Raw genomic sequence first — 13,001 nt, 5'->3', positions numbered from 1 at the left:
AAGTAAGTAGGAAATTGAAAATTAATATATAACTAAGATTAAAAATTAAGTAAAATGGCAAAGGAGAATTTTAATCGTTCCAAACCGCACTTAAACATAGGTACAATTGGACACGTGGATCACGGAAAAACTACATTAACTGCAGCAATTACAAAAGTATTGTCTGATGCTGGTTACTGTCAAGCAAAATCGTTTGATCAAATCGATAACGCTCCAGAGGAGAAAGAAAGAGGTATTACTATTAATACATCACACGTAGAGTATGAAACAGCTAACCGTCACTACGCTCACGTTGACTGTCCAGGTCACGCGGATTACGTAAAGAACATGGTTACTGGTGCTGCTCAAATGGACGGAGCTATCTTAGTAGTTGCTGCTACAGATGGTCCAATGCCACAAACTCGTGAGCACATCCTTTTAGGTCGCCAGGTTGGTATTCCTAGAATGGTAGTTTTCATGAACAAAGTAGATATGGTTGATGACGCTGAGTTGTTAGAGCTTGTTGAAATGGAAATTAGAGATTTATTATCTTTCTACGAATATGATGGAGATAATGGTCCTGTAGTTCAAGGTTCTGCTTTAGGAGGATTGAATAATGATCCTGCTTGGGTTCCTAAAATTATTGAATTGATGGAAGCTGTAGATTCTTGGATCGAAGAGCCAATTCGTGATACTGCAAAACCATTCTTGATGCCAGTTGAGGATGTATTTACAATTACTGGTCGTGGAACTGTTGCGACAGGTCGTATCGAAACTGGTATTGCTAATACAGGTGATGCTGTTGAAATCATTGGTATGGGAGCTGATAAATTAACTTCTACTATTACAGGAGTTGAGATGTTCCGTAAAATCCTTGACAGAGGAGAAGCTGGAGATAACGTAGGTTTATTGTTAAGAGGTGTTGATAAAGAATCTATCAAAAGAGGAATGGTTATCATTAAGCCAGGATCAGTAAAACCACACGCTACTTTCAAAGCTGAGGTTTATATCTTGAAAAAAGAAGAAGGTGGACGTCATACTCCATTCCATAATAACTACCGTCCACAGTTCTACGTACGTACAACTGACGTAACAGGAGTTATTACTTTACCAGAAGGAGTAGAGATGGTAATGCCAGGAGATAACTTAACTATCAATGTTTCTTTGTTAAGCCCAATCGCAATGAGCGTAGGTTTACGTTTCGCTATCCGTGAAGGTGGTAGAACAGTAGGAGCGGGTCAGGTTACTGAAATCGTAGGATAATCCTATAAATATTATAAAAAAAGCCAGTTGATTTTCTTAACTGAAATCACTGGCTTTTAATTACGGGCGTAGTTCAAGGGTAGAATAGCGGTCTCCAAAACCGTTGATGGGGGTTCGAATCCCTCCGCCCGTGCAATATAAAATATATCAAATGACAAAAGTTACTAATTATTTATCAGAGGCTTTCGAGGAGTTAAAGTCAAATGTTACTTGGCCTGCTTGGGCTGAGGTTCAAAAATTGACAATTGTTGTGGCTGTATTTTCGATTCTATTTGCTTTGGCAACTTGGGGAGTAGACGAATTTTTTGCAAAAGCTTTGGCTGGATTTTTTAACTGGTTAAAAGGATAATTTTTTTGTGATGGCAGATAATAATGTGAAAAAATGGTATGTGGTTAGAGCTGTAAGCGGACAAGAAAATAAAGTCAAAGCTTATATCGAAACCGAGATTGCCAGACTAGGTATGGGTGATTATGTTTCCCAAGTTTTAGTACCTACTGAAAAAGTGGTTACTGTAAAAGAAGGAAAGAAAATGTCTAAGGATAAAGTTTACTTCCCTGGATATGTTATGATCGAAGCCAATTTAGTTGGTGAGATACCTCATATTATTAAGTCTATTACAAGTGTAATTGGATTTTTAGGTGAGATTAAAGGAGGAGAACCTGTTCCTTTAAGACTTTCTGAAGTAAATAGAATGTTAGGTAAAGTAGATGAGTTAGCTGTGAATACAGATACTCGTGCTATTCCTTTCAACTTAGGAGAAACTGTTAAAGTGATCGATGGTCCTTTTAATGGATTTAACGGAACGGTTGAAAAAATCAATGAAGAAAAGCGTAAACTTGAAGTAATGGTTAAGATTTTCGGAAGAAAAACACCATTGGAATTAAGTTTTATGCAAGTTGAAAAAGTATAATTTTTGTTACATCTATAATAACCACTACAATTGCTTCCAATAATTGTGGTGTTAAATTTTTTAAAAAATGGCTAAAGAAATTAGTAAGGTAGTTAAACTACAAGTTAAGGGAGGTGCTGCGAATCCGTCGCCACCGGTTGGACCTGCTTTAGGAGCTGCTGGGGTTAATATCATGGAGTTCTGTAAGCAGTTCAATGCTAGAACACAAGATAAACCTGGCAAAATATGCCCAGTACAAATTACTGTGTATAAAGACAAATCATTTGATTTTGTTGTTAAGACTCCTCCAGCTGCTGTCCAATTATTGGAAGCTGCAAAGCTAAAGTCTGGATCAGGTGAACCAAATCGTAAAAAAGTAGCTAGTGTTACTTGGGACGTTATCAAAGCAATTGCTGAAGATAAAATGGTAGATTTAAATGCATTCACAATCGAATCTGCAATGAGCATGATCGCTGGAACTGCTAGATCTATGGGTATAACTGTATCAGGAGATGCTCCTTTTTAATTAAGAGAAAGAAATGGCAAAATTAACAAAAAAGCAAAAAGAGGCTGCTTCAAAAATTGAAAAGAACAAACTATACTCTTTAAAAGATGCAGCTGCATTAATTAAAGTTATAGCTTCTGCAAAATTTGATGAGTCTGTTGATATCGCAGTTCGTTTGGGTGTAGATCCAAGAAAAGCGAATCAAATGGTTAGAGGTGTGGTTACATTACCTCACGGAACAGGTAAAGACGTTAAAGTATTAGCATTGGTAACTCCAGATAAAGAAGCGGAAGCTAAAGAAGCTGGAGCAGACTATGTAGGTCTTGATGATTATTTACAAAAAATTAAAGATGGTTGGACAGATGTTGATGTTATCATCACAATGCCAGCTGTTATGGGTAAATTAGGTCCATTAGGTCGTATTTTAGGACCTAGAGGTTTAATGCCTAACCCTAAAACAGGTACAGTAACTATGGATGTTGCTAAAGCTGTCGCAGAGGTTAAAGCTGGTAAAATCGATTTTAAAGTTGATAAAACTGGTATCGTACATGCAGGAATTGGTAAAGTTTCTTTTGGAGCTGAGCAAATTTATGACAATGCACACGAAATTATTCAAACATTAATCAAACTTAAACCAACTGCTGCTAAAGGTACCTATATTAAAGGTATTCACCTTACAAGCACTATGAGTCCTGCTATTGCATTGGACCCTAAAGCAGTATAATTGGTAGTTAATAATTTTTAGTATGACTAGAGAAGAAAAATCAATCGCGATTGAAGATTTAACTGCACAGTTAGCTGGTACAAATATTATTTATGTATCTGATATTTCTGGATTAAATGCAGAAACTACTTCAAGCTTGAGAAGAGCTTGCTTTAAAGCAGGTATAAAATTAGAGGTTGTAAAAAATACTTTGCTTGCAAAAGCAATGGAAGCTTCTGCTAATGACTATGGTGACTTACCTTCAGTATTGACTGGTAATAGTGCTATATTTATTTCAGATGTTGCAAATGCACCTGGAAAAATAATTAAAGATTTCAGAAAAAAATCAGCAAAACCTGTATTAAAAGGAGCTTATATTAATTCTGAAATTTATATTGGAGATGATCAATTAGATGCATTAGCAACTATTAAATCTAAAGAAGAACTTCTTGGAGAACTTATTGGATTATTGCAATCACCAGCACAAAGAATTATTTCTGCTTTACAAAACAAATTCGCTGGTAGCGAAGAAGAAGCTGAAGCATAATAATTCATGCAAGGAATTCTATTTCCTTGTAGCTTAATTAGCGCACAATAAATAAATTATATTTTACAAATCATTTTAAACGATAGAAAAAATGGCAGATTTGAAACAATTCGCAGAACAATTAGTTAACTTAACAGTTAAAGAAGTTAACGAATTAGCAACAATATTAAAAGACGAGTATGGTATCGAGCCTGCTGCTGCAGCTGTAGTAGTTGCTGCTGGTGGTGGAGAAGGTGCTGCTGAAGAAGCACAAACTGAATTTACAGTTGTATTAAAAGAAGCTGGTGCTTCTAAATTAGCAGTTGTAAAATTAGTTAAAGAACTTACAGGTTTAGGTCTTAAAGAAGCTAAAGATGTAGTTGACGGTGCTCCAAGTAACGTTAAAGAAGGTGTTTCTAAAGAAGAGGCTGAAGGTCTTAAAAAATCATTAGAAGAAGCTGGAGCTGTAGTTGAACTTAAATAAGTTTACTAGGTTTTAAGAACTAGGTTTAGGTCTTGAGTGAACGCTCAATGGCCTAAACCATTTTTCGTATAATAAAATATATCCAATTTTATTATCAAATAGTTTAAAATACGAAAAAGTTTTTGATCAATACGAAGAAAAAAGATTGAGCTGAATTTTACCAGTTTATTTTTAAAGATGTATTGATTATAATAAGAAAGTATAGATTAAACAGTGTGTGTTTACACAAAAAATTACTTTTTTTTAATCAAAATTTTGTCCATTGATGATAACAAATCAGACTGAAAGATTGAATTTTGCCTCTACAAAAAATATCCCTGACTATCCGGATTTCCTAGATGTTCAGGTTAAATCTTTTAAAGATTTCTTTCAATTAGAAACGAAATCTGACGAAAGAGGCAACGAAGGATTGTACAACACCTTCATGGAAAACTTTCCAATCACAGATACAAGAAATAACTTTGTATTGGAATTCCTTGATTATTTTGTAGATCCGCCACGTTATACAATTCAAGAATGTATAGAGAGAGGTCTTACTTATAGTGTGCCTTTAAAAGCCAGGCTAAAACTATATTGTACAGATCCAGAACACGAAGATTTTGAAACTATTGTACAAGATGTTTACCTTGGAACAATACCTTATATGACTCCAAGCGGTACTTTTGTAATCAATGGTGCTGAGCGTGTGGTAGTATCTCAACTACACCGTTCTCCTGGGGTTTTCTTTGGTCAATCATTCCACGCAAATGGAACAAAACTTTATTCTGCCAGAGTAATTCCTTTTAAAGGTTCCTGGATAGAATTTTCTACAGATATCAATAGCGTTATGTATGCTTATATCGATAGAAAGAAAAAATTACCGGTTACAACTTTATTCCGTGCAATTGGGTTCGAAAGAGACAAGGATATCCTTGAGATTTTTGACTTAGCTGAAGAAATTAAAGTTTCTAAAACAGGTATTAAAAAATATATTGGAAGAAGACTTGCTGCACGTGTATTGAACACTTGGCACGAGGATTTCGTTGATGAAGATACCGGAGAGGTAGTTTCTATCGAACGTAACGAAATCATCCTTGATAGAGATACTATTATCGATAAAGATAATGTTGAAGAAATCATCGATTCTAACGTTAAATCTATTTTGTTACATAAAGAGGATAACAATCAGGCAGATTATGCTATTATCCACAACACGTTACAAAAAGATCCAACCAACTCTGAAAAAGAAGCTGTAGAGCATATTTACCGTCAGTTGCGTAACGCTGAACCGCCTGATGAGGAAACTGCTCGAGGTATTATAGATAAATTGTTCTTCTCTGATCAACGTTATAACTTAGGTGAAGTTGGTCGTTACAGAATGAACAAAAAACTTGGTTTAGATATCCCAATGGAAAAGCAAGTGCTTACCAAAGAAGATATCATTACCATTGTAAAATATTTGATCGAATTAATCAACTCTAAAGCTGAGATTGATGATATTGATCACTTATCAAACCGTCGTGTTAGAACAGTTGGAGAACAATTGTCTCAACAATTCGGTGTTGGTTTAGCACGTATGGCCAGAACTATTCGTGAGAGAATGAACGTTAGAGATAACGAGGTGTTTACACCAATTGATTTGATTAATGCTAAAACATTATCATCAGTTATCAACTCTTTCTTTGGTACTAACCAGTTATCTCAATTTATGGATCAAACGAATCCATTAGCGGAGATTACACACAAAAGAAGATTATCTGCACTTGGACCTGGTGGACTTTCGAGAGAGAGAGCTGGTTTCGAGGTTCGTGACGTTCACTATACTCACTATGGTCGTTTATGTCCGATTGAAACTCCTGAGGGACCAAACATTGGTTTGATTTCATCTCTTGGTGTTTATGCAAAAGTAAACGGAATGGGTTTCATCGAAACTCCTTACCGTAAAGTAACTAATGGTGTAGTTGATTTAGAAAGTACTCCAATTTACTTAAGTGCTGAAGAAGAAGAAGGAAAAATGATTGCTCAGGCAAACATTGAAATGGATGCTTCAGGTAAAATTACAGCTAGCAATGTTATTGCTCGTGAGGAAGGTGACTTCCCAGTTGTTGAACCATCTGCAGTACATTATACAGACGTTGCTCCTAACCAGATTGCTTCGATTTCGGCTTCATTGATTCCTTTCCTGGAGCATGATGATGCGAATAGAGCCTTGATGGGATCTAACATGATGCGTCAGGCGGTTCCTTTGATCCGTCCGGAAGCGCCGATTGTTGGTACAGGTTTAGAGCGTCAAGTGGCTTCAGATTCAAGAGTATTGATTAATGCTGAGGGAGATGGAACTGTAGAATACGTTGATGCTAATATCATTACTATCAAATACGACCGTACTGAAGACGAAAGAATGGTAAGTTTTGATACTGATGAAAAAACATACAACTTAATTAAATTTAGAAAAACCAATCAAGGTACAAGTATCAACTTGAAACCAATCGTAAGAAAAGGTGACAGAGTTGTTCTTGGTCAGGTATTATCAGAAGGTTATGCTACTCAAAATGGAGAATTAGCTTTAGGTAGAAACTTAAAAGTTGCGTTCATGCCATGGAAAGGATATAACTTCGAGGATGCGATTGTAATTTCTGAAAAAGTAGTTCGTGATGATATTTTTACTTCTATCCACGTTGATGATTATTCATTAGAGGTTAGAGATACTAAGTTAGGAAATGAGGAGTTAACAAACGATATTCCTAACGTTTCTGAAGAAGCTACTAAAGATTTAGATGAAAACGGTATGATCAGAATTGGAGCAGAGGTTAAACCTGGCGACATTTTGATAGGAAAAATTACACCAAAAGGAGAATCAGATCCTACTCCGGAAGAGAAATTGCTTCGTGCAATCTTTGGAGATAAAGCAGGTGATGTAAAAGATGCTTCATTAAAAGCTTCTCCATCTTTACATGGTGTAGTTCTTGACAAAAAATTATTTGCAAGAGCCGTAAAAGATAAACGTAAACGTACTCAGGATAAAGATGCTTTAGGCGCTTTAGAAATGGAATTTGAAACTAAATTTGTTGAATTAAAAGACAGATTGGTAGAAAAATTATTCCTGATCGTGAACGGAAAAACATCTCAGGGTGTAATGAATGATTTGGGCGAAGAAGTTTTACCAAAAGGTAAAAAATATACTCAAAAAATGCTTTACGCAGTAGAAGATTTTGCTCACTTAAGCAAAGGTCAATGGGTTGCTGATGATGCTACAAATAAAATGGTTAATGATTTAATTCATAACTATAAAATTAAGCTGAACGACTTACAAGGATCTTTAAGAAGAGAAAAATTCACTATTACAGTTGGGGATGAATTACCATCTGGAATCTTGAAATTAGCGAAAATTTATATCGCTAAAAAACGTAAACTGAAAGTAGGGGATAAAATGGCAGGACGTCACGGTAACAAAGGTATTGTTGCAAGAATCGTTCGTCATGAAGACATGCCTTTCCTTGAAGACGGAACACCTGTAGATATCGTATTGAATCCACTTGGGGTACCTTCACGTATGAACATTGGTCAGATTTATGAAACTGTTCTTGGATGGGCTGGACAAAATTTAGGTAGAAAATTTGCTACTCCAATTTTTGATGGTGCTTCTTTGGATCAAATTAATGAATTAACTGATGAGGCTGGAGTACCACGTTTTGGACATACCTATCTTTATGATGGTGGTACTGGAGAGCGTTTCCACCAAGCAGCGACTGTGGGTGTAATTTACATGCTTAAATTAGGACACATGGTTGATGATAAGATGCACGCACGTTCTATCGGACCATACTCGTTGATCACTCAACAACCACTTGGAGGTAAAGCTCAATTTGGAGGTCAGCGTTTTGGAGAGATGGAGGTTTGGGCACTTGAGGCTTATGGAGCATCTAGTACACTTCGTGAAATCTTGACAGTTAAATCGGATGACGTTATTGGTAGAGCTAAAACTTACGAAGCTATCGTTAAGGGTGAGTCTATGCCAGAACCAGGATTACCAGAATCATTCAATGTATTAATGCATGAATTAAAAGGTCTTGGACTTGACATTCGTTTAGAAGAATAATAAGTTTTAAGCAGTTTTCAGTCCCGATTTTTATCGGGCTGATTACTCATTTATAGAAGTTTTTAGGATTTATACCCGTAACCCGTTCCGATTTTTTATATAAGCTCTAAGAGTTTTATAATTAGCACTTCAAAATAATTAGGTTTGAAGTTTAGAGAAGTAACCCGAGGTAGTAGTTTACTGAGTAATTTTCGCTTAAAGCGGAAAAAATCAGAAATCTAAAATCAATTTTTTAATTGCAAATAAATCAATAGTAAAAACTATGATGAATAATAGAAATAATAATAAGGATAAAAATCCAGTTAAAAGATTTAATAAAATCTCAATTGGATTGGCTTCACCAGAATCTATCTTGAAAGAATCAAGAGGAGAGGTGTTGAAACCAGAAACTATCAACTACAGAACTCACAAACCAGAGCGTGACGGACTTTTCTGCGAAAGAATCTTCGGACCTGTTAAGGATTTTGAGTGTGCTTGTGGTAAATATAAAAGAATTCGTTACAAAGGTATTATCTGTGACCGTTGTGGTGTTGAAGTTACTGAGAAAAAAGTACGTCGTGACAGAGTAGGACACATCAATCTTGTTGTGCCTATTGCTCACATTTGGTATTTCCGTTCTCTTCCAAACAAAATTGGTTATATCCTTGGTCTTCCATCTAAGAAATTAGATATGATCATTTACTACGAAAGATACGTAGTAATCCAAGCTGGTATTGCTAAAAATGCAGATGGAGAATCATTACAAAGATTAGATTTCTTAACTGAAGAAGAATATTTGAATATTTTAGATACTCTTCCGCAAGAAAACCAATATTTAGATGATATGGATCCTAATAAATTTGTTGCCAAAATGGGAGCAGAATGTATTATGGATTTATTGGCTCGTATTGACTTAGATGCTTTATCTTATGAATTAAGACACAGCGCTAACAACGAGACATCTAAACAACGTAAAACTGAAGCTTTAAAAAGATTACAAGTTGTTGAGTCTTTCCGTGAGTCTAACTTAAACCGTGAAAATCGTCCTGAGTGGATGATTATGAAAGTGGTTCCTGTTATTCCACCAGAATTACGTCCGCTTGTACCACTTGATGGAGGTCGTTTTGCAACTTCAGATTTAAATGATTTATACCGTCGTGTAATCATCCGTAACAACCGTTTAAAAAGATTAATGGAGATTAAAGCTCCAGAAGTTATCTTAAGAAACGAAAAACGTATGTTACAGGAATCTGTAGATTCATTATTTGATAACACTCGTAAAGCTTCTGCTGTTAAAACAGAATCTAACAGACCATTAAAATCATTATCGGATTCATTAAAAGGTAAACAAGGGCGTTTCCGTCAAAACTTACTTGGAAAACGTGTGGATTATTCTGCTCGTTCGGTAATTGTTGTTGGTCCTGAATTAAAATTATTCGAATGCGGTTTGCCAAAAGATATGGCTTCTGAATTATACAAACCTTTCGTAATCCGTAAATTGATTGAAAGAGGTATTGTTAAAACAGTAAAATCTGCTAAGAAAATAATCGACAAAAAAGAGCCTGTAGTTTGGGATATTCTTGAAAATGTAATTAAAGGACATCCAGTATTACTTAACCGTGCTCCTACATTACACAGACTTGGTATTCAAGCTTTCCAGCCAAAATTAATTGAAGGAAAAGCGATCCAATTGCACCCATTAGTATGTACGGCTTTTAACGCCGATTTTGATGGAGATCAGATGGCAGTTCACTTGCCATTAGGACCAGAGGCTATTTTAGAGGCACAATTATTAATGTTGGCTTCTCATAATATCCTGAATCCTGCAAATGGAGCTCCAATTACTGTACCTTCTCAGGATATGGTCTTGGGTCTATACTATATGACCAAAGAACGTATTTCAACACCAGAACATGTAATTTTAGGTCAAGACTTAACTTTTTATTCTGCTGAAGAAGTAAACATTGCATTAAACGAAGGAAGATTAGAATTGAATGCTCGTGTAAGAATTAGAGCTAAAGATTTTAATGAAGCTGGAGAATTAGTGTTCAAAATTATTCAAACAACAGCAGGACGTGTATTATTTAATGAAGTAGTACCTGAAAAAGCTGGATATATCAATGATGTATTGACTAAGAAAAACCTTAGAGATATTATCGGGCACATTTTAAGTGTGACTGATGTACCTACTACTGCGGCTTTCTTGGATAATATGAAAGATATGGGGTATAAATTTGCATTTAGAGGAGGTTTATCTTTCTCTCTTGGAGATATTAGAATTCCAGAACAAAAAACAAAATTAATTGCAGATGCCAGAGAGCAAGTTGAAGGTATTTCTGTGAATTATAATATGGGTCTTATTACGAATAACGAACGTTACAACCAAGTTATTGACGTATGGACTTCAGCAAATGCTCAGTTGACAGAATTAGCAATGAAAAATATTAGAGAAGACCAACAAGGTTTCAACTCTGTATATATGATGCTTGACTCTGGAGCGAGGGGTTCTAAGGAACAGATTCGTCAGTTAACTGGTATGCGTGGTTTGATGGCTAAGCCTAAAAAATCTACTGCTGGTGGTGGTGAGATTATTGAAAACCCGATTCTTTCTAACTTTAAGGAAGGTCTTTCGATCCTTGAGTACTTTATTTCTACTCACGGTGCTCGTAAAGGTCTTGCGGATACGGCTCTTAAAACTGCCGATGCCGGATACTTGACAAGAAGACTTCATGATGTTTCGCAAGATGTTATTGTTAACATCGAAGATTGTGGAACTTTAAGAGGTGTTGAAGTTTCTGCTTTGAAGAAAAATGAGGAAATCGTTGAATCGTTAGGAGAAAGAATTTTAGGACGTGTTGCATTGCAAGATGTTATAAATCCTCTTACTAATGAAGTAATGGTTCAATCTGGACACCAAATTACTGAAGCAATTATGAGAACTATCGAAGCTTCTCCAATTGAAAAAGTAGAGGTTAGATCTCCATTAACTTGTGAGGCTTTAAAAGGTATTTGTGCTAAATGTTACGGTAGAAACTTAGCTACTGGAAAAATGACACAAAGAGGTGAAGCTGTCGGAGTTATTGCAGCTCAGTCTATTGGAGAACCAGGTACACAGTTGACACTTCGTACGTTCCACGTTGGAGGGGTTGCCGGAGGTATTTCTGAAGAATCTAGTATTGTTACAAGATTCAACGGTAGACTTGAGATTGAAGATTTAAAAACTGTAAAAGGTGAAGACAGTGAAGGTAATGCGACTGATATCGTAGTATCACGTTCAACTGAATTAAAATTAGTTGATGAGAAAACTGGAATCGTTTTAAATACACACAATATTCCTTACGGATCTAGTATTTTTGTTAAGGATGGTGAAGTAGTTACTAAAGGATCTGTGATCTGTAAGTGGGATCCATATAATGGTGTAATTGTTTCTGAATTTACTGGTAAGATTGCTTATGAGGATTTAGAGCAAGGACAATCGTTCATGGTTGAAATCGATGAGCAAACAGGTTTCCAGGAAAAAGTAATTTCTGAAGCCAGAAATAAAAAATTAATTCCAACTTTATTGGTTTACGGTAAAGAAGGTGAATTGATTCGTTCGTATAACTTACCAGTAGGAGCTCACCTTATGGTTGAGAACGGTGAGAAAATTAAAGCAGGTAAAGTATTAGTTAAAATTCCACGTCGTTCTTCTAAAGCGGGCGATATCACAGGAGGTTTACCTAGAATTACTGAGTTGCTTGAGGCTCGTAACCCTTCAAACCCAGCGGTTGTTTCTGAAATTGACGGTGTTGTTTCTTTTGGAAAAATCAAAAGAGGTAACCGTGAAATTGTTATCGAATCTAAATTTGGTGAGATTAAAAAGTATTTAGTTAAACTTTCTAGCCAAATCTTAGTACAAGAAAATGACTTCGTAAGAGCAGGAGTACCATTGTCTGACGGTGCAATTACACCAGATGATATTTTAAGAATTCAAGGACCGGCTGCTGTTCAACAGTATTTGGTAAATGAAATTCAAGAGGTGTACCGTTTACAAGGGGTAAAAATCAATGACAAGCACTTTGAGGTAGTTATTCGTCAAATGATGCGTAAAGTAAGAGTTCAGGATCCAGGGGATACATTATTCCTGGAAGATCAATTAATTCATACTAAAGATTTTATCGTTCAAAATGATAAATTATATGGTATGAAAGTAGTTGAAGATGCTGGAGATTCTGCTGTATTGAAACCAGGTCAGATTATTTCTCCTCGTGATCTACGTGATGAAAACTCATTGCTTAAACGAAATGATAAGAATCTAGTTGTAGCCAGAGATGTAATTACTGCAACTGCAACACCAGTTTTGCAAGGTATTACAAGAGCTTCGTTACAAACTAAATCATTCATCTCTGCTGCTTCTTTCCAGGAAACAACAAAAGTACTTAACGAAGCTGCAGTAGCTGGTAAAGTAGATGATTTAGAAGGATTAAAAGAAAATGTAATTGTTGGTCACAGAATTCCTGCAGGAACTGGTATGAGAGAATATGACAATACTATCGTAGGTTCTAAAGACGATTACAATGAAATGATGGCTAATAAAGAAGAATATATTTATTAA

At 35.7% G+C, this 13,001-nt stretch carries 9 protein-coding genes and 1 tRNA gene; all 10 read left to right on the top strand.

Features of this window, described 5'->3' with window-relative positions:
* Window positions 1-54: 54 nt before the first annotated feature.
* The 10 genes from tuf to rpoC all read left to right on the top strand — a co-directional run bounded on the left by tuf (window position 55) and on the right by rpoC (window position 13,001).
* The gene (gene tuf / locus AC6CH4_RS00250) at window positions 55-1,242 is read left to right on the top strand and encodes an elongation factor Tu (RefSeq protein WP_056195151.1); all 1,188 of its coding nucleotides are present in this window, start codon (window positions 55-57) and stop codon (window positions 1,240-1,242) included.
* A 62-nt stretch (window positions 1,243-1,304) separates the two neighbouring features.
* A tRNA-Trp gene (locus AC6CH4_RS00245) sits at window positions 1,305-1,375 on the top strand.
* An 18-nt stretch (window positions 1,376-1,393) separates the two neighbouring features.
* Window positions 1,394-1,591, top strand: coding sequence for a preprotein translocase subunit SecE (gene secE, locus AC6CH4_RS00240; protein ID WP_008466927.1), 198 nt, complete (start codon window positions 1,394-1,396; stop codon window positions 1,589-1,591).
* A gap of 10 nt (window positions 1,592-1,601) precedes the next feature.
* A complete protein-coding gene (gene nusG, locus AC6CH4_RS00235; protein ID WP_029273444.1) occupies window positions 1,602-2,153 on the top strand; it encodes a transcription termination/antitermination protein NusG in 552 nt (183 codons plus the stop codon).
* 67 nt (window positions 2,154-2,220) lie between these two features.
* The gene (gene rplK, locus AC6CH4_RS00230) at window positions 2,221-2,658 is read left to right on the top strand and encodes a 50S ribosomal protein L11 (protein WP_007807442.1); all 438 of its coding nucleotides are present in this window, start codon (window positions 2,221-2,223) and stop codon (window positions 2,656-2,658) included.
* 13 nt (window positions 2,659-2,671) lie between these two features.
* Window positions 2,672-3,361, top strand: coding sequence for a 50S ribosomal protein L1 (gene rplA, locus AC6CH4_RS00225; RefSeq protein ID WP_007807440.1), 690 nt, complete (start codon window positions 2,672-2,674; stop codon window positions 3,359-3,361).
* 22 nt (window positions 3,362-3,383) lie between these two features.
* Window positions 3,384-3,887 carry a 50S ribosomal protein L10 gene (rplJ, locus tag AC6CH4_RS00220; RefSeq protein ID WP_056195154.1) on the top strand — a complete coding sequence of 168 codons (504 nt, stop codon included), beginning with the start codon at window positions 3,384-3,386 and terminating at the stop codon, window positions 3,885-3,887.
* Between the two features lie 91 nt (window positions 3,888-3,978).
* Complete coding sequence (rplL, locus tag AC6CH4_RS00215; RefSeq protein WP_007807437.1) at window positions 3,979-4,350, top strand: 50S ribosomal protein L7/L12; 372 nt, start codon at window positions 3,979-3,981, stop codon at window positions 4,348-4,350.
* 265 nt (window positions 4,351-4,615) lie between these two features.
* Window positions 4,616-8,428, top strand: a complete 3,813-nt coding sequence (gene rpoB, locus AC6CH4_RS00210; protein ID WP_192185704.1) for a DNA-directed RNA polymerase subunit beta — start codon at window positions 4,616-4,618, stop codon at window positions 8,426-8,428.
* Between the two features lie 262 nt (window positions 8,429-8,690).
* Window positions 8,691-13,001 (top strand): DNA-directed RNA polymerase subunit beta', encoded by a 4,311-nt coding sequence (rpoC, locus tag AC6CH4_RS00205; protein WP_056195160.1) that lies wholly within the window; start codon window positions 8,691-8,693, stop codon window positions 12,999-13,001.

It is taken from the genome of Flavobacterium sp. GQ95 (assembly GCF_059758655.1).
The sequence above is the reverse complement of the archived record's forward strand: the minus strand, read 5'-3'. Positions and strand labels throughout refer to the sequence as shown.